The 17,232-nt window shown below is 45.7% G+C and carries 17 protein-coding genes; 9 read left to right on the forward strand and 8 right to left on the reverse strand.

The annotated features are described in order from the left end of the window. Window positions 1–32: 32 nt before the first annotated feature. The 4 genes from ACFOEK_RS13290 to pilG form a co-directional block, all read right to left on the reverse strand. The gene (locus ACFOEK_RS13290; protein WP_386721738.1) at window positions 33–2,111 is read right to left on the reverse strand and encodes a methyl-accepting chemotaxis protein; all 2,079 of its coding nucleotides are present in this window, start codon (window positions 2,109–2,111) and stop codon (window positions 33–35) included. A 66-nt stretch (window positions 2,112–2,177) separates the two neighbouring features. Next, on the reverse strand, window positions 2,178–2,705 hold the full coding sequence (locus ACFOEK_RS13295; RefSeq protein WP_386721740.1) for a chemotaxis protein CheW: 528 nt from the start codon (window positions 2,703–2,705) through the stop codon (window positions 2,178–2,180). Window positions 2,706–2,740: 35 nt separating this feature from the next. Continuing rightward, the gene (pilH, locus tag ACFOEK_RS13300) at window positions 2,741–3,121 is read right to left on the reverse strand and encodes a twitching motility response regulator PilH (RefSeq protein WP_386721742.1); all 381 of its coding nucleotides are present in this window, start codon (window positions 3,119–3,121) and stop codon (window positions 2,741–2,743) included. Window positions 3,122–3,158: 37 nt separating this feature from the next. After that, window positions 3,159–3,545: a twitching motility response regulator PilG gene (pilG, locus tag ACFOEK_RS13305; protein ID WP_284379640.1), complete on the reverse strand. Its 387-nt coding sequence runs from the start codon at window positions 3,543–3,545 to the stop codon at window positions 3,159–3,161. A gap of 315 nt (window positions 3,546–3,860) precedes the next feature. Between pilG and gshB the strand changes: the two genes are divergently transcribed. The 4 genes from gshB to ruvX all read left to right on the forward strand — a co-directional run bounded on the left by gshB (window position 3,861) and on the right by ruvX (window position 7,021). Continuing rightward, entirely contained in the window at window positions 3,861–4,823 is a 963-nt protein-coding gene (gene gshB / locus ACFOEK_RS13310) for a glutathione synthase (RefSeq protein ID WP_386721744.1), read from the forward strand. A gap of 160 nt (window positions 4,824–4,983) precedes the next feature. Continuing rightward, window positions 4,984–5,928, forward strand: coding sequence for an energy transducer TonB (locus ACFOEK_RS13315; RefSeq protein ID WP_386721746.1), 945 nt, complete (start codon window positions 4,984–4,986; stop codon window positions 5,926–5,928). A 36-nt stretch (window positions 5,929–5,964) separates the two neighbouring features. Continuing rightward, a complete protein-coding gene (locus ACFOEK_RS13320) occupies window positions 5,965–6,516 on the forward strand; it encodes a YqgE/AlgH family protein (protein WP_386721748.1) in 552 nt (183 codons plus the stop codon). An 82-nt stretch (window positions 6,517–6,598) separates the two neighbouring features. Next, entirely contained in the window at window positions 6,599–7,021 is a 423-nt protein-coding gene (gene ruvX / locus ACFOEK_RS13325) for a Holliday junction resolvase RuvX (protein ID WP_386721750.1), read from the forward strand. Here ruvX and pyrI read toward each other — a convergent pair. From pyrI to ACFOEK_RS13345, 4 genes are all read right to left on the reverse strand, one after another. Next, window positions 7,018–7,491, reverse strand: a complete 474-nt coding sequence (pyrI, locus tag ACFOEK_RS13330) for an aspartate carbamoyltransferase regulatory subunit (protein WP_386721753.1) — start codon at window positions 7,489–7,491, stop codon at window positions 7,018–7,020. The two genes, ruvX and pyrI, sit on opposite strands and share 4 nt — an antisense overlap. Window positions 7,492–7,502: 11 nt before the next feature. Beyond that, on the reverse strand, window positions 7,503–8,429 hold the full coding sequence (gene pyrB, locus ACFOEK_RS13335) for an aspartate carbamoyltransferase (RefSeq protein WP_386721755.1): 927 nt from the start codon (window positions 8,427–8,429) through the stop codon (window positions 7,503–7,505). A 336-nt stretch (window positions 8,430–8,765) separates the two neighbouring features. After that, window positions 8,766–9,899 (reverse strand): PilT/PilU family type 4a pilus ATPase, encoded by a 1,134-nt coding sequence (locus ACFOEK_RS13340; RefSeq protein WP_386721757.1) that lies wholly within the window; start codon window positions 9,897–9,899, stop codon window positions 8,766–8,768. A 78-nt stretch (window positions 9,900–9,977) separates the two neighbouring features. Then, on the reverse strand, window positions 9,978–11,012 hold the full coding sequence (locus ACFOEK_RS13345; protein ID WP_386721759.1) for a type IV pilus twitching motility protein PilT: 1,035 nt from the start codon (window positions 11,010–11,012) through the stop codon (window positions 9,978–9,980). A gap of 331 nt (window positions 11,013–11,343) precedes the next feature. Between ACFOEK_RS13345 and ACFOEK_RS13350 the strand changes: the two genes are divergently transcribed. The 5 genes from ACFOEK_RS13350 (at window position 11,344) to metX (ending at window position 17,211) form a co-directional block, all read left to right on the forward strand. Beyond that, window positions 11,344–12,060 (forward strand): YggS family pyridoxal phosphate-dependent enzyme, encoded by a 717-nt coding sequence (locus ACFOEK_RS13350; protein ID WP_386721761.1) that lies wholly within the window; start codon window positions 11,344–11,346, stop codon window positions 12,058–12,060. Window positions 12,061–12,112: 52 nt separating this feature from the next. Further along, window positions 12,113–12,937, forward strand: a complete 825-nt coding sequence (gene proC / locus ACFOEK_RS13355) for a pyrroline-5-carboxylate reductase (protein WP_386721763.1) — start codon at window positions 12,113–12,115, stop codon at window positions 12,935–12,937. Window positions 12,938–13,039: 102 nt separating this feature from the next. Continuing rightward, window positions 13,040–13,642, forward strand: coding sequence for a YggT family protein (locus ACFOEK_RS13360; RefSeq protein ID WP_386721765.1), 603 nt, complete (start codon window positions 13,040–13,042; stop codon window positions 13,640–13,642). A gap of 306 nt (window positions 13,643–13,948) precedes the next feature. Then, window positions 13,949–15,919, forward strand: a complete 1,971-nt coding sequence (locus ACFOEK_RS13365) for a dynamin family protein (protein WP_386721767.1) — start codon at window positions 13,949–13,951, stop codon at window positions 15,917–15,919. A 140-nt stretch (window positions 15,920–16,059) separates the two neighbouring features. Beyond that, window positions 16,060–17,211: a homoserine O-succinyltransferase MetX gene (gene metX, locus ACFOEK_RS13370; protein WP_386721769.1), complete on the forward strand. Its 1,152-nt coding sequence runs from the start codon at window positions 16,060–16,062 to the stop codon at window positions 17,209–17,211. The last annotated feature ends 21 nt before the right edge of the window (window positions 17,212–17,232 follow it).

Here is a 17,232-nt window from a genome sequence, read left to right on the forward strand (position 1 = left end):
AACCCTCTTATTGCTAGACAACAAACCCAGGCTTATACCTGGGCGTGTTCTTCCTCAACGGTTGGAACCAACTCAGAGTCAGGAAGTTTAAAGCCTGCAACCGACTCACGAAGGTGGTTTGCCAGCTCTGCCAGGTTACCAATCGATTTCGCTGTTGCCGTTGTACCAGAAGATGTCTGTGATGTAATTTCCTGAATCACGTTCATCGTATTCGAAATATGACCAGCAGATGATGCCTGCTGACGAGCTGCATTCGAAATGTTCTGAATCAAATCAGCCAGGTTCTTCGATACCGTTTCAATTTCTTCCAGTGCCACACCCGCGTCTTGCGCCAAGCGAGCTCCTGTTACCACCTCGGTGGTGGTTTGTTCCATCGAAATTACCGCTTCGTTTGTATCGCTCTGAATTGCTTTTACCAGAGATTCAATCTGCTTCGTTGCAGCGGCCGAACGCTCCGCCAGACGTTGAACCTCATCCGCAACCACGGCGAAGCCTCGACCGGCTTCACCCGCCATAGATGCTTGAATTGCCGCGTTCAAAGACAGAATATTGGTTTGGTCAGCAATGTCGTTAATCAAAGATACGATGTCACCAATTTCTTGCGACGACTCACCCAGACGTTTAATACGCTTCGAGGTTTCTTGAATCTGCTCACGGATCGTATCCATACCATTAATGGTGTTCTGTACAACTTCAGCACCTTTGTTTGCGATCGCAACCGATCGCTCTGCTACCGCGGATGATTCAGCGGCGTTCGCAGATACCTGATCAATAGATACTGCCATTTCGTTAATCGCCGCCGAGGCTCCCGCAATTTCTTGCGCTTGGTGCTCGGATGCTTCCGCCAAATGCATCGCTGTCGCCTGAGTTTCTTGGGCTGCCGCCGAAACCTGTACCGCGGTCTCGTTAATCGCAGATACCAGACCACGCATCTGATCGACCGCGAAGTTAATAGAGTCAGCAATCGCGCCGGTAAAGTCTTCGGTTACCGTTGCCTGAGTCGTCAAGTCACCATCTGCCAGATCAGCAATTTCATCAAGAAGTCGAAGAATCGCAGTTTGGTTTTGCTCATTACTGTCTGCTTCTTCCAAACGCTCTTTCTCAGTTTCTTTATAAACAACGTAACCGTAACCTGCGCCACCAAAGAACAGAGCAATCAAACAGATATAAACACCCATCGCGGTCTTATAGAACGGACGATCGTCAGATAATGTCTGGAATCGAACCGCCAACGCAGAGGTAGACTTCAACAAATCTTGGGAATCAATAAAAATGGAGTTTGCAGATTCACGAACGTGGAAAAGATCAGGGGAGTTATCAAGAATCTCGTCAACGCTGCCGCTTACGAATTCAAACAAATCAGAAATTTCTTCAAGGCTGTATACCGCTTCTTCATCTTCTACCTGAGAAATATTCATTGCAACGTTGCCTTCCAGCATGCCGCTCAATACTCGCCCAAATAGACTTGCATCTCGACCGAAGTTATCAGCAGCTAATACTGCATCATCACCACCAGCCAATACTTTATTGACACTACGAGCAATACGTTCCGCTAATAAGGATTGTTTCTGAGCAATTACAACCTGTTCAGCCGGAGCATCTACTTCAAGAAGAATTTCTACAACTTCTTCGTATTCAATTTGCAACTGAGGAATCGTTTCGTTGAGTGTTTCCGCTACTTCATGAAGCGTCAGTACAACTTCTTGAGACTCAATGATCTGGTCAGCATTATCACGAACACGGCCCCATACGGTTTGCAAAGAGTCCATTTCTGATTGAACCGATTCTGGGCTTGGTGGGAGATCAACCTCAGGATTACCTTTCAATAGGTTCGTCCAGTGTTGTTCAAACGCTTGCCGGGTCATCTGAAGTTGGTTAAAGGCTTCTTCTTTACCGCCCGCTGCCTCGGTGGAGTTCTTAGCAATTGCCTGAGACAGAACTCGTAATTCACCAGCGTTTGCAATGTATTCTTTATCTCGTGCACCTTCGACTGTCTGAATCCATGAGGTCACAAATAGCCCTATGATCGCTAAGATCATTAAAACTACCGAGCCACCCATTAATGGATTTTCGAACAGTTTACTGGTGTTAATACCACCTGTTGCTTTCATGCTTCGGACTCCCAGCCGCATTTCTTATTCTTACAAGTTTGTATCCAAAAGCGATTCAGTAATTCACTACACCGCTACTTGAACGAACTCTTGATCCTGGGCCAGCTTAAACAAGCTAATCACTGTCCACAGTCGATCATCCCTTGGAAACTCACCCATCACATAAGGGCGAACTTCATCAATAATAGCAGCTGTTGATTTTTGGAACGCGTCTGCTGGGAAATGCTGCATCCCCATCACTTCATCCACAATCAAACCAGCCAGTATTCCTTTATAATCAACAACCAACACTTTCCTCGTGCGCATCAACTTATTGGAGCTCGAGCCCAGATACGATGCAAAATCCATGATAGGCAATAAACGCCCCCGGACATTGGCAATGCCTTTGACCCAGGGCTTCACACCAGGAATTTGAGTAAATCGAGGGACATCCAATACTTCGACCACTTCGCCCAAAGGCGATAAAAAGCGCCCTCCGGCCACACGAAACGCTACACCACTCCAGGTTTTAACAGCCGCTTCTTGCGCAGGCAAACCTGCTGCATGAATTCGGCTTTTGGCAGCAAGTTCCTGTAAGATCTTAAATGGATTCATTATATGTTCAGGTTATTGTTGTTTTTGAAATGAAATTAATCGTCTAAAGGTTCGCCTGCCAGCGCTTTATTCACAGTCGTCATTAGCAGGTCTTCCTGAACAGGCTTAACTAAATAACCTTTAGCGCCCTGACGTTTACCCCAGACCCGATCAGTTTCCTGATCTTTGGTTGTAACGATGATAACGGGAATATGTGCAGTTTCTCCGCCCTTAGACAGCTGGCGGGTAGCCTGAAAACCGTTCAATCCAGGCATAACGATGTCCATCAATACCAGTTCAGGCTGTTCCTGCCTGGCCAGTGCTACACCATCAGCACCGTTTTCTGCATTTAATACTTCATGACCGTGCTTTTCCAACATTGTTTTAAAAGCAGCGGTTTCGGTTGGCGAATCATCAACGATCAATATGCGCGCCATTCTTTTCTCCAGTTCTATAAAGACAATTCAGTTCAAACTAGTCTTTCTTGAGATGTGCTTTAATTGCACCAAGCAGCTCATCTTTACTAAACGGCTTAGTCAAATACTCGTCAGACCCTACGATGCGGCCTTTTGCCTTATCAAACAAACCATCTTTACTCGACAGCATGATTACAGGGGTTGACTTAAATGCACTGTTATTTTTGATCAGAGCACATGTTTGATAACCATCCAAACGAGGCATCATAATGTCCACAAAAATAATATCCGGATGTGTATCAGCAATCTTTGCTAATGCATCAAATCCATCGGTTGCAGTAACCACAGTACATCCAACTTTTTTAAGTAGAGTTTCAGCAGTTCGACGAATCGTCTTGCTATCGTCGATTACCATCACTTTCAAACTCTCAAAGTTTTCATCCATAATTCGGCCTTTTCTACCGTTCGCAATAGTTCTTGTTTTAGCCGCGAAAAGGCTCCCTTTTAATTCAGCGAGCCAAGAAACACTAACTGGTCAGTTGTAACATAGAACTTAAGTTTAAATCCATCTTAATTAAAGCTCTATTCCACGGAATTACAAAAAAACACATCTATTCTCAATGAAAACTGAACAAATACTCCAACAATTTACTCTAAGGTTAAGATTAAATTAGCTATTTACTTCACTCATTATTAGGCGTCTAAGACCAAACTTAAGTACAATAGCGCCCGCACAAGACAATTAAGGCACGGTATTTTCATGACTATTAAACTCGGCATCGTGATGGATCCCATCCAATCCATCAACTACAAAAAAGATACATCTTTAGCCATGCTCTGGGCAGCCCAAGATCGCAATTGGGAGTTGTTCTATATGGAACCGAGCGATCTGTATCTTGAAGATGGCGATGCCCGCGCCAATAGCCGCACCTTATCCGTATTCAAGTCCGACAAGGAATGGTACAAATTCGGTACAACTCAAGACATTGAATTGTCAGAGCTCGATGTCATTCTGATGCGCAAAGATCCACCATTTGATAATGAATTCATTTACGCCACGTATTTATTGGAGCGCGCAGAGCAAAAAGGCACATTGATCGTAAATAAACCGTCCAGTTTACGAGACTGTAACGAGAAGATGTATGCCACCGCATTTCCTCAGTGCACACCTCCGCACCTAGTATCGAAAGACACTCAACGCTTGAAAGCTTTTCATGAAAAACATCAAGACACCATTTTTAAGCCGTTAGACGGCATGGGCGGCTCATCTATCTTCCACGTTAGAGCCCAAGACACTAACTTATCGGTCATCATCGAAACACTGACCAATCATGGCGCCCAACAGATTATGGCTCAGAAATACCTTCCTGAGATCAGCGAAGGCGACAAACGAATTCTTATGATTAATGGCGAACCAATCCCATATTGCTTAGCAAGAATTCCCGCAGCCGGCGAAAGCAGGGGTAACCTGGCAGCAGGCGGCAGCGGAGAAGTCCGACCACTGAGCGACCGCGATCGCTGGATCTGCGATCAAGTATCAGAAGAGCTGAAAGCAAGACAACTTTATTTCGTCGGATTGGATGTGATCGGAGACTATTTAACCGAAATTAACGTCACCAGTCCTACCTGCTTACGAGAAATTGCCAACGAAACCGGCATCGACATCGCCGGAAAGCTAATGGATGTAATTGAATCCGAGCTCCAACAACGGAAGCCCCTTTAATATCATACCCCAGGTCTTGTACAAACCAAGACCTGGGATTAGAGCCCAAGAGCAAGCAAAAACTTATCGATGGGAGTCACAATTCCATCATATTCCCTTGCTCGATCCCATTAAGCACGTTAACTTAGCCATACGTTCCGAAGTCAATCAGTAATACCTCATGCAGTCAGGCACAATTCACAACCCAGGCCTCAGCCCATCACCTCAAAATCTTCAGGGTGACGCGCCTCAAACCATTACTCCTAAAATATCTTCTTCTGATCGCCTGGGTTTTACCGTATTTCTCGCCATCGCCCTCCATCTCGTTCTTATCATGGGCATTGGCTTTGAGGTTTTGAAAACGTCAAACAAACCAGCAACACTGGAAGTAACGCTTGCCAAGTTTGAACACCATAAAGAACCCGAGGACGCTGACTTTTTGGCTCAGATGAATCAACAGGGCAGCGGCCAACCCATTGAAAAGGCGCAACAACTTACCACGACCGAACGAGCTGAGATCCAAGCGCCCAAAGTCAATAAAACATCACCAACGATGGAAGCCGTTGCACCCGCTGAAATTGACCAACAAGAACAAACGGAAGTCACGGTAACGCCGATTCCTGAGCAGTTAACCAGTCCAAAAGACATCCTTAGCAAACCCAAGGCAGAACAACCTAAACAAGCTAAGCGATTACTTCAGCGATCTCTAGAAATTGCCAGTCTTGAAGCGGAGCTGGATTATCAACAAAAAGTACTGACGCGCAGCCCACGCATTCGCACCATTACTACGACCTCAACCAAACGCGCCTCCGACGCCTATTACGTCAAAGCCTGGCTGGACAAAGTCGAACGCGTTGGCAATTTAAACTACCCTGAAAAAGCGCGCCAGCAAGGAATTTTTGGTGACCTGCGCTTGCTTGTTTCTCTCCTACCTAACGGCGCCCTAAAAGAAATCCGGGTGCTTGAGTCTTCAGGCCACAAAGTACTCGATGATGCAGCAATTCGAATTGTTCGACTTGCTGCACCCTTCGCACCATTTCCTGATGATTTAATAAAAGATACGGACGAACTCGAAATCATTCGCACCTGGAGATTTCAAAAAAACAATGTCCTTTCCCAGTATTAGACCTATAGTGATAGATAGAACCTCTTTGGAGTCGGTATGGATAGTTTGAGACATCACTTTCTAATCGCTATGCCCCATCTACAAGGTGACATCTTCACTGGCTCCTTAACCTACATCTGTGAGCACAATGAAGAAGGCGCATTAGGACTGATCATCAACAAACCGCTCCCGGTTAAACTCAGTGAAATCTTACTTGAGCTGGATGTATACCCTAGCGTGGAAAGCGAAACGATGCCGGTTCTTGCAGGCGGACCGGTAAGCACCAACCAAGGCTTTATCCTCCATAATGATCCAGACTTTATCAGCAACTCCTTAAGAACCGGCCCAGGTACATTCCTTACCACATCAAAAGACATGCTGGTGTCACTCGCAGAACATCGCGGTCCAAATAAGTTTTTGGTGACACTGGGTTACGCCGGCTGGGATGCAGGTCAATTGGAAGATGAATTAAGTAATAATGTATGGTTAACGTGTCCGGCACACTCAGACATTCTGTTTGATCTCGATCTGGAACAAAGGTTATCTGCAGCAACCAGAACCTTAGGTATCGATCCTGAACAACTGAGCTCAGAAACCGGTCACGCATAAACATCGCTCAATTATTCAGTTCACATCCTCGCAACATCCTTTATCATTCCACTCTCAGCTGCCGATCAGGAACCCTCTTTTCATGCCCACAATTAAACAAGCCCTCTCCTTCGACTATGGCATCAAACGCATCGGCGTAGCCGTGGGCCAAACCATCACAGGCACGGCGACCGCATTGAATCCCTTGAAAGCAAAGGACGGCATACCAAACTGGCAGGATATTGAGTCACTGATTAAAGAGTGGCAACCCGATATTTTATTAATCGGACTGCCGTTAAATATGGACGGAACAGAAAGTGAGATGTCCAAGCGCGCCCGGAAATTTGCAAACCGCCTTCACGGCCGCTTTGGAAAACCTTTTGAAATGGTCGATGAACGCCTGAGTAGCGAAGAGATCAAATACGACCTTCGCGACCAAGGCATTCATGACTTTGGTGCCCACTCAGTGGACGGTATGGTGGCTAAGATTTTATTCGAAAGTTGGATTGCGCAACAGGCAAACTAATTACCCACAACCACTTCTTTGTTAAAAGACTTTTCACAGTACTTACAACGCATCTTGACCTGTGCATCGCCGGAATCAGCCTCACCCTTTACACTGATGTAAAAATAGCTATTCACAGGCTCATTGAGGGAGATACAGTTGGAATTCGGACACGGAAACACCCCAACCAAAGTATCCGGTAACTGCATGCCAAACTTATTCACTACTTCGTAGTCGTCAATCACATTAATGGTCGCAGAAGGTGCAAATAAGGCCAACTGATGAGCTTCGTCCTCAGTAAACATACGCCCTTCGACTTTAATAATGTCCTTTAATCCATGATTTTGACTGGGCAAATTCATCCCCACAGTAATGCGCTTACCGGCAGACTCCAGATGGAGACGCTTTAGAATGCGAATACCTTGCCCTGCAGGAATATGATCGATCACTGTGCCTTGCTGAATCGCTTCAACCTGTAATTTCTCAGACATACCATCTACTCCTATTCAAAATCCGCATTTAAGACCAAAGCCAATAGAGCTTCACGCGCGTAAACCCCGTTTTCGGCCTGCTGGAAGTAGTAGGCATGAGGCGTTTGATCCACTTCGACATCGATTTCATCGACCCTAGGCAGAGGATGTAACACCTTCATGGTTTCTTTTGCAGAGCCTAGCATGCTGGCCTTCAAAATAAACTTAGAGGCCATGTGCATATATTCAGTTTGATCAAAGCGCTCTTTCTGAACCCGCGTCATATAAAGAATATCGCATTCAGAAATCACCGACTCGAGATCCTCTGACTGATGTAAAGTCACCCCATTATCCTGAAGATCCTCAACAATGTAGTCAGGCATCGCCAACTCACCCGGTGCCACCAAATAGAACTCACAATCAAATTTCGACAAGGCCTGAGCCAACGAATGTACCGTTCGCCCGTATTTCAAATCCCCAACAAGGGCAACTTTCAGCCCTTCGAGCGTTCCCTGGGATTCATAGATAGTGTAAAGATCCAACAAAGTTTGAGTTGGATGCTGGTTCGCACCATCACCACCATTGATCACAGGTACACTTGAGAACTCGGAAGCCAAGCGGGCAGCCCCTTCCTGCGGGTGACGCATGATGAAGGCATCCGTGTACGAGGAAATCACCTGAACCGAATCGGCCAAGGTTTCACCTTTTTTCGCCAGCGAGGTATTGCCAGCATCATCAAACCCGACCAGCGAACCACCCAAGCGCAACACCGCGGTCTCAAACGACAAGCGCGTTCGAGTGGAGGCTTCAAAAAAACAACTGGCGATCACCTTCCCTTTCAGCAAATCGGGCTCCGGCTGCACCTTTAAACGGCCTGCTGTTTTAATAATTAATTCAATGTCTTCGCGGGAAAGATCCGATATTGAGACAATGTGCTTCTGATAGAGAGGATTTGTCATATGAGCAACACCAAGCCGTTTTAGGTTCTGGTTATTTTTGGTAAATCGTCTTTGCTAACGCCGTTTAACCGGACTGCTTACATAGCAAGCCCTAACAAACAGACAAAAAAAAGCCTCTGACAATGTCAGAGGCTACAAAAAGGAATCCACAGCAGGCAGGAAGCCAAAATAAACGCTACCAATTCGACTCACAATCATCATGATCACATTCTGTTCCTGCCCAAATGAAGCCATCACCACAATAGCTTCATGCATAAACCGGCGCGAATTATACACTCCGCATAAAGTGAATCAAGTCACACGGTTAAGTTTTTGTTCAATTTTATCCAGTCATTATTAACGACGGTGATAATCGTCGTCATCCAAGGTTAATCCGCTGTTGGAATTCAACATCTGCTCCGGATCAGCATCAGCCCCCATCTTAATCATTAAGCGCAGGTCATTTGCAGAATCCGCATGAGACAAGGCATCGGCGTATGTAATCTCGCCCTGACTGTAGAGATCGTACAATGCACGATCGAAGGTCTGCATTCCCTGTTCCGTAGAACGATTCATCAACTCTTTCAGTTTATGCACCTCGCCTTTGCGGATTAAATCCGCCGCCAGAGGGGTATTCAGAAGCACCTCAACCACAGCTCGACGACCTTTACCATCTGGCGTCGGTACCAATTGCTGAGCAACAATGGCTTTCAGGTTCAACGATAAATCCATCCACACCTGATTGTGCGTCTCTGGAGTAAAAAAGTGAATAATACGGTCCAGCGCCTGGTTGGCGTTGTTGGCGTGCAGTGTTGCCAGACACAAGTGACCGGTTTCTGCGAAGGTCACTGCATAGTTCATGGTGTCTTTGGTTCGCACCTCACCAATCATGATGACATCCGGAGCCTGACGAAGTGTATTCTTCAACGCCACTTCAAAGCTTTCAGTATCCAGTCCTACTTCACGCTGAGTAATAATGCAGCCTTGATGTTGATGGATAAACTCAATCGGGTCCTCAATGGAAATGATGTGACCTTTACTGTTTTTATTCCTGTGCCCAATCATCGCCGCCAAAGACGTGGACTTACCTGTACCGGTCGCACCCACAAAAATGATCAAGCCACGACGAGTCATCGAAAGCTCTTTAAGCACTTCCGGCAACCCAAGATCTTCAATGGTTGGGATTTGAGTTTCAATACGACGCAACACCATACCCACCAAGTTACGCTGATAGAAGGCACTCACACGAAAACGACCAATGCCTCGCGCACTGATCGCAAAGTTACACTCGCGCTGCTCTTTAAACTCTTTACGCTGGGTTTCTGTCATCACCCCTAGCACCGTTTGGCGCGTTTCTTCTGGTGATAGTGGATTTTTGGTTAACGGTGTTAACTTACCATTCAGCTTCACACTCGGCGGAATACCCGCAGAGATAAATAAATCAGAAGCTTCGTTTTCAACCACGTATTTTAAGAGTTTTTCAATTTCCACCAGTGTTACCTGTTACTTATCCTTGAATGTATCCTTTAGCGTCCTAAAGGAATGATAATTCCATCAATGGATGCTCACCTAAAAATTATCAGGCATTTTAGCTTTCTCGCGTGCTGCATCGACCGAAATTAAATTCTTCTGCAACAGCCCCTGTAGGCATTGATCCAGCGTCTGCATCCCCAGAGAACCACCGGTCTGAATGGCCGAATACATTTGCGCCACTTTATCTTCACGAATTAGGTTCCGAATCGCAGGCGTACCAATCATGATTTCATGGGCTGCAACACGGCCCCCACTGATTTTCTTCATCAGTGTTTGTGAAATTACGGCTTGCAGGGATTCTGACAACATGGATCGAACCATGGATTTCTCTTCGGCGGGGAATACATCGACAATACGGTCAATGGTTTTAGCCGCAGATGTGGTGTGCAAGGTTCCGAATACCATGTGCCCTGTTTCCGCAGCCGTCAACGCCAGACGAATGGTCTCGAGGTCACGCATCTCACCGACCAGAATGATGTCCGGGTCTTCACGTAATGCAGATCTGAGTGACTCATTAAATCCAAGTGTATCCCTATGCACTTCACGCTGGTTAACCAAACACCGCTTACTTTCATGAACGAATTCGATAGGGTCTTCAATGGTCAGAATGTGTTTGTACTTACTTTCATTCAAATAGTCGAGCATAGCCGCTAAGGTAGTCGACTTACCGGAACCCGTTGGCCCCGTCACCAAACACAAACCTCTTGGCTGATCAGCAACACGTCTAAATACTTCACCCATACCCAAGTCTTCCATGGTCAACACCTTGGAAGGAATGGTACGAAACACCGCGCCTGCGCCTCGGTTCTGGTTAAACGCATTCACACGGAAACGGGCGACACCAGGTACTTCAAACGAGAAGTCGGTCTCTAGAAATTCTTCATAATCTTTTCGTTGCTTATCGTTCATGATGTCATAGATAAGCGAATGAACTTGTTTGTGATCCATAGGAGGAACGTTAATACGTCTCATGTCTCCATCCACACGAATCATAGGAGGCAGACCCGCCGACAAGTGTAAATCCGATGCGCCTTGTTTCGCACTAAATGCCAACAGTTCCGTAATATCCATGCAACCTTCTCCAGACTATGTCTCGTATTAAGACCGAGCTACTTCTATTTATTTTTACGACAATATCAAAAAACACTTTAAAATTAACGCTCAACTTCAAAAAACTTAGTATTTTTTTGAATCTGAATCAACGACTTAAGTTACAACCCTTAACAATCACATTAAAGCTAGCAAAGTAACTTTCCTCATCGGACTCACCAAATAACTAGAGTTTTTCTATGTCGCCATTAATATTAGGCATAACTTGACGGTTTGTCTTAGCCATTTTTGGTCAACCGTACAATTTGTTGGTCTCCAAATCACCACCCTCAAACATAATGACAGAAATGACATGACCGAAATGACACAGCTCGCTGAACGCTTTCAAACCATTACATCGGATATTGCACAACACCCAAAACCACTTGGCCAGAGTGTAGATCTACTTGCGGTTAGCAAAACCCGATCAGGCGAAGAAATTCTGGAAGTCCATCAACTGGGACAACGCGCCTTTGGTGAGAATTACATTCAAGAAGCGGTGGATAAAATCCAACAACTCAAAGACTACGCCATTGAATGGCACTTTATTGGGCCGCTGCAATCCAACAAATCACGCTTAGCCGCAGAGAACTTTGCCTGGGTACACACCATTGATCGACTAAAGATCGCCAAACGATTGAATGAACAACGACCGGAAGCTATGCCACCACTCAATGTCTGCATTCAAGTCAACATTGATAGCGAGCCAACAAAATCCGGTTTTTTAGCCGATCAAGTCATCGAAGCGGCATTGGAAGTATCAACGTATCCCCATTTAACATTGCGCGGTTTAATGGCTATCCCACAGGCTACAGAGGATAAAGACCAACAACTACAGAGCTTTACTCGCATGAAGACCTTGTTTGATCAAGTGAAACTCACCTTGAAAGAAAGCAATATTGACGACCAAAAGTTCGATACGCTATCAATGGGGATGTCAGGCGACATGGAGGCCGCTATACAGTGTGGTGCAACTATCGTTAGAATTGGTACCGCGATCTTTGGCCCACGTCCGGCCAAACACCAGTAACGATAAAACTAAACACGCAAGACCTGAATAACTCATTACATAAGGATCACCCATGACGACTCCTAACATTGCATTCATCGGCGCAGGCAATATGGCATTCAGCATTATTGGAGGCTTAGTTAAACAAGGCGTTGATCCTAAAAAAATCTGGGCCACCAATATTGATCAAAGCAGCCTGGACAAGTTGGAACAAGAATTTCAGGTCAATACTACGCAAGATAATCATCAAGCAATCGCTCAGGCTGATGTTGTCGTTCTTTCTGTCAAACCGCAGATCATGAAAGACGTGATCACTGATCTATCCGAGTCACTAAAAGCCAAGAACCCATTGATCATCTCGATCGCCGCAGGCATCAAAGCTGAAACGCTTCAAGAATGGGTCGGACAACCGATGGCCATTGTTCGCTGCATGCCGAACACCCCGGCATTACTGCAGTGTGGCGCCTCAGGTTTGTACAAAACACCGGAAGTATCAGATGCCCAAGCCGAAGCTGCCGAACAGTTGATGAATGCGGTAGGCATCACTCTTTGGGTGAAAGACGAAGACGGTATAGATGCCGTCACCGCTGTCTCAGGCAGCGGCCCTGCCTACTATTTCTTATTTATGGAAGCGATGCAGCAAGCCGGTGAAGCCTTAGGTCTGGACAGTCAAACAGCCAAACAGCTGACCCTTCAAACAGCATTAGGTGCTGCAAAAATGGCACTGGAGAGCAGCGATGAGCCTTCCGAACTGCGTCGTAAAGTTACCTCACCGGGTGGCACCACTGAACAAGCAATTAACACCTTCCAGCAAGGTAATCTGGAGTCGTTGGTCAAAGAGGCCATGAAAGCGGCGTCGGATCGTTCGAAAGAACTGTCGAAAATTCTAGCTCAATAATTACAACAGATAATTGCTCCCGCTAAACGCTTTCAATATGATGCGTTTAGCTGGTTAGATAACAAGATACGAACAACAGGACTACTAAGAAGAGGATATCGCGTGTCAGGCCCATTAACCGAAGTCGCCTTATTGTTACTAAATACCTTTGTGAATCTGTATGTTCTGATTGTATTACTCAGATTCCTTCTGCAAGTAGTTAAAGCAGATTTCTATAACCCGGTATCTCAGTTTATCGTCAAAGCCACCAATCCTGTCTTGGTGCCCATTCGACGAATCGTTCCTGGTGTTGGCGGAATTGATCTCTCGTCCTTGATTCTTGCTTGGACAGTTGAGTTTATCGGCATGGGGTTGGTCTACGCTCTGGTATATGGGGGACAAATCCCGCCTATTTTGAATCTATGTGGCTGGGCAATTATTGCTCTGATTCAAACACTTTTAAACATTTATATGTTTTCGATTTTAATCATTGTGATTTTAAGCTGGATTGCACCGCAGAGTTACAACCCTGCGGTCTTACTTCTGCATCAACTAACAGGCCCGATGTTATCTCGCATTAGAAAAATTATGCCTGATATGGGTATGCTCGACCTATCCCCAATCGTAGCCTTCTTGCTTATTCAGGTTATTGAAATCTTTTTGCGACCCATTGCAGAAGCCATTGACTTCCCAAGCAAACTAACTCAATTAGCTCTTGGGCTTTAATCTAGCAACTCGAATCAGACATTTATCCAACAGAGAAGTCGAATGGTGTGCACAACACCGTTCGACTTCTTGATTGCCTTCATACTTTTCATTTCCACCTCTCAAAGTGCCCTAAAGATATCCTGAAGAATTCACCTTCACTCTTCAAATCTTCGGACAAACGGTCAAAAAACGAGACAAGTTAATAGTCATACTATTGCCTAACACCGTTCGTCGGCCCATACTGAATGGTTTAACACGCAACAACTATGAACAAAAAATAAACAACTATTATAACTAGCGGAAGTATTAACGAGGATTGAGTTCATGGCGTATAACGAATTCTCCAACCGAGTAGGGACTCACTGGGCTTGGAAGCAATCTCTTATTGAGAGCATCAGTCATTACGAAGAGTGGCTGAAACGCAATCAACTTCTTACCGAAGAAGCAAATACTCGTCTCCAAGAAACCATTCAAACACTCGGTCAAGATGACCTTCTGATCGCCTTTGTTGGTGAATTTTCACGCGGTAAAACTGAACTCATTAATGCGCTATTCTTTGCTGATTACGATCAGCGAATTTTGCCATCCAAGGCAGGGCGTACAACCATGTGCCCTACCGAGATCTTTTATGATCGCCAGGAAGAGCGCTGCTATATCAAGTTACTTCCAATCGAAACTCGCCAAGCCAACAGCAGCATGAGCGAGTTGTCTGAACTCGGCGACTGGTGGCATGAAATTCCGATAAATCCATCCGAACCTGAAACTATGGCGGACGCACTGAAACAAGTGTCAAAGGTTAAGAGCGTTCCTCCTAAACAAGCGCGTGATTTAGGTTTTGACCCACAGCATCTGGAGAAGTGTCCAGAAACATCGGGAATGGTCATCATTCCTTGCTGGCGACATGCGATTATTAGCATTGAGCATCCATTACTTAAACAAGGTCTTAGAGTTCTTGATACCCCTGGACTCAACGCATTAGGCTCTGAGCCGGAACTGACCTTGCGAATGCTGCCAAAAGCACAAGCAGTGGTCTTTGTGCTGTCTGCAGATACCGGTGTAACTGCCAGCGATATGGAAGTTTGGGAAACCCACATAGGCTCTCTCCCCCAATCTCGCTATATGGTTAAGTATGCGGTAATGAATAAAATTGATGCCCTCTGGGATGATCTGGATGGGCCGGAGATGGTGCAATCAGCAATCAATCACGTTCACCAGAACACCGCGCGCATTCTTGAATTAAATGCTGAAGACATCATGCCGCTGTCTGCGAAGCAAGGATTGGTGGCTAAAATCCGAGGCAATGACGAACTGCTCAAGAAGAGCGGCATGCAGCAACTAGAGAAAGCCTTAGCTCAGCGTCTGATTTCGACACGCGAACACATCATTCGCAATCAAATGCTTAAAGATATTACAGCTATGGCTCTCGCCAGTCGCGCAACCGTGTCTGGTCATTATCAAATGCTGCACGAACAATTGGATCAACTGGATAAAGCGCCTGACCAGAGTAAGGAAATTCAACGCCTTAATGAAAACCTAAAACGCGAATACGGCATTTATCAAAAGAAATTGCTAACCATTAAATCCAGCAAATCTTTGGTCAAGCAGCAATGGAAGATGCTCAATGAGAAGGCCTCTACCAAGGCACTAAACACCGCGATTCTGGAAGCTCACCACAAACTATTAGGCAGCTGGAGCACGCTCGGTATGGGTCGAGCCATTGAGCGTTTCTTCCTACATATTTCAAATGAATTACAGCATTTCAACAAAGAAGCGGAACTGGCCAACCGGATGCTGCATGGTATTTATGGGCGTTTTGAACAGTCGGGTGACCCCATTGAATCGCCTGAAATTGATTCAGAACGCTACTTAAAGGAATTGGACAAGCTTCATTTGCAAGCAGACAAGTTCCGAACGCACTTAAAAACCATTCTTACCGAGCAACACATAGTAGTTAAACGTTTCATCGGTACGCTGGTTAATCAAGTTAAAGAACTTCACAACGAGCTCAGAGACGAAGTGAATCACTGGCCAAACGAAGCCATTCGCCCATTGGTGCAAAATACTCATGAACACAAACGCATTCTTGAACAACAAATGATGCGTTTCAAAGAGTTAATTCAAACCGGCAAAACACGTAAACAGCAAAAAGCAATTACCGAAAAAATGCTGAAAGAGTTTGAAAATAACATTCGTGAGATCGATGCCATCTGTAAAGACATTCAGATGCCGGGTCAAAACAAAAATACCAAAGTCATTGACCTTCAAGAAGCGAAGAACAAGCTTCAGGCTGGCTAACCCCACTTTCATACCGTCTTTCTGGTTTTCTGAAACCGCACGGCGCATGAAAACTGATACCACAGGAAACTATTGAACCGGGCAGTCTCACCGTTTAGACTGCCCGTTCAGTATTTATTCTCACCGTAAAACAACGCCTTATGCCTACACAAATACCAGAGAACTCAGTCGGAATTGTGACACCGCAAGTCTTTTCTTTCGATGAACCACTGACATTGCGCTCAGGGCAAGAGTTACCCGCCTACGAGCTGATGGTTGAGACTTACGGCACACTGAATAATGACGCATCCAACGCCATCCTAATCTGCCATGCATTAAGTGGAGATCATCACGCCGCTGGCTATCACTCAGAAGAGGATAAGAAGCCAGGTTGGTGGGATAGCGCCATTGGGCCAGGAAAGCCCATTGATACAGATAAGTTTTTCGTGGTGGCATTAAACAACCTCGGCGGTTGTGCAGGCAGTACCGGGCCAACGTCAATCAATCCGGCTACGGGTAAACCGTACGGATCAGACTTCCCTATTTTCTGTGTGAGAGATTGGGTGAACAGCCAAGCGCGCCTTGCGGATCGTTTAGGCATACAAAAGTGGGCTGCAGTAGTCGGCGGCAGTCTCGGCGGAATGCAAGCCTTGCGTTGGTCAATCCAATACCCGGAACGAGTAGCTCACTGCGTGGTGATTGCTTCAGCCCCTAAATTGACTACCCAAAACATCGCCTTTAACGAAGTTGCTCGACAAGCGATTGTTAAAGACCCCGAATTCCATGACGGCTACTATCTGGAAAAAGACACCATTCCAAAAGGTGGCCTGATGCAAGCTAGAATGCTAGGGCACATTACTTACCTGTCCGACGATGGCATGGCTCTAAAATTCGGCCGTGATCTGAAAGCGGGCAAACTCAATTTCAACTACGACTCGGAATTTGAGATTGAAAGCTACCTACGTTATCAAGGCGAACGTTTTTCAGGTCAGTTTGATGCCAACACCTACTTATTAATGACCAAGGCGCTTGATTATTTTGATCCAGCTGCCGCCTACGACGACAACTTGGCCGAATGTTTAAAACAAGCACAATGCAAGTTCATGGTTATGTCGTTCAGTACCGATTGGCGCTTTTCACCAAAACGCTCCGAAGAAATCGTCAATGCGTTAATGGAAGCAGATAAAGACGTCAGTTATGTGGAAATTGAATCGGATAAAGGACACGACGCGTTCTTATTACCTATTCCAAGATACATGAGCGTGTTTCATGCCTTTATGGGACGGGTTGCTAACAATATCGGTCTGAATTGAAATCCACACGTATAGCAGTTA

Source organism: Litoribrevibacter euphylliae, assembly GCF_042646085.1.
Taxonomy (GTDB): domain Bacteria; phylum Pseudomonadota; class Gammaproteobacteria; order Pseudomonadales; family Litoribrevibacteraceae; genus Litoribrevibacter; species Litoribrevibacter euphylliae.

Coding starts and splice junctions, on each gene's coding strand:
- pilH (WP_386721742.1), bottom strand. CDS start 3,121: ATGGCGCGCATATTGATCGTTGATGATTCGCCAACCGAAACCGCTGCT.
- pyrB (WP_386721755.1), bottom strand. CDS start 8,429: ATGACAAATCCTCTCTATCAGAAGCACATTGTCTCAATATCGGATCTT.
- ACFOEK_RS13290 (WP_386721738.1), bottom strand. CDS start 2,111: ATGAAAGCAACAGGTGGTATTAACACCAGTAAACTGTTCGAAAATCCA.
- proC (WP_386721763.1), top strand. CDS start 12,113: ATGACGACTCCTAACATTGCATTCATCGGCGCAGGCAATATGGCATTC.
- ACFOEK_RS13315 (WP_386721746.1), top strand. CDS start 4,984: ATGCAGTCAGGCACAATTCACAACCCAGGCCTCAGCCCATCACCTCAA.
- ACFOEK_RS13320 (WP_386721748.1), top strand. CDS start 5,965: ATGGATAGTTTGAGACATCACTTTCTAATCGCTATGCCCCATCTACAA.
- ruvX (WP_386721750.1), top strand. CDS start 6,599: ATGCCCACAATTAAACAAGCCCTCTCCTTCGACTATGGCATCAAACGC.
- ACFOEK_RS13345 (WP_386721759.1), bottom strand. CDS start 11,012: ATGGATATTACGGAACTGTTGGCATTTAGTGCGAAACAAGGCGCATCG.
- pyrI (WP_386721753.1), bottom strand. CDS start 7,491: ATGTCTGAGAAATTACAGGTTGAAGCGATTCAGCAAGGCACAGTGATC.
- metX (WP_386721769.1), top strand. CDS start 16,060: ATGCCTACACAAATACCAGAGAACTCAGTCGGAATTGTGACACCGCAA.
- pilG (WP_284379640.1), bottom strand. CDS start 3,545: ATGGATGAAAACTTTGAGAGTTTGAAAGTGATGGTAATCGACGATAGC.
- ACFOEK_RS13295 (WP_386721740.1), bottom strand. CDS start 2,705: ATGAATCCATTTAAGATCTTACAGGAACTTGCTGCCAAAAGCCGAATT.
- ACFOEK_RS13350 (WP_386721761.1), top strand. CDS start 11,344: ATGACCGAAATGACACAGCTCGCTGAACGCTTTCAAACCATTACATCG.
- ACFOEK_RS13365 (WP_386721767.1), top strand. CDS start 13,949: ATGGCGTATAACGAATTCTCCAACCGAGTAGGGACTCACTGGGCTTGG.
- gshB (WP_386721744.1), top strand. CDS start 3,861: ATGACTATTAAACTCGGCATCGTGATGGATCCCATCCAATCCATCAAC.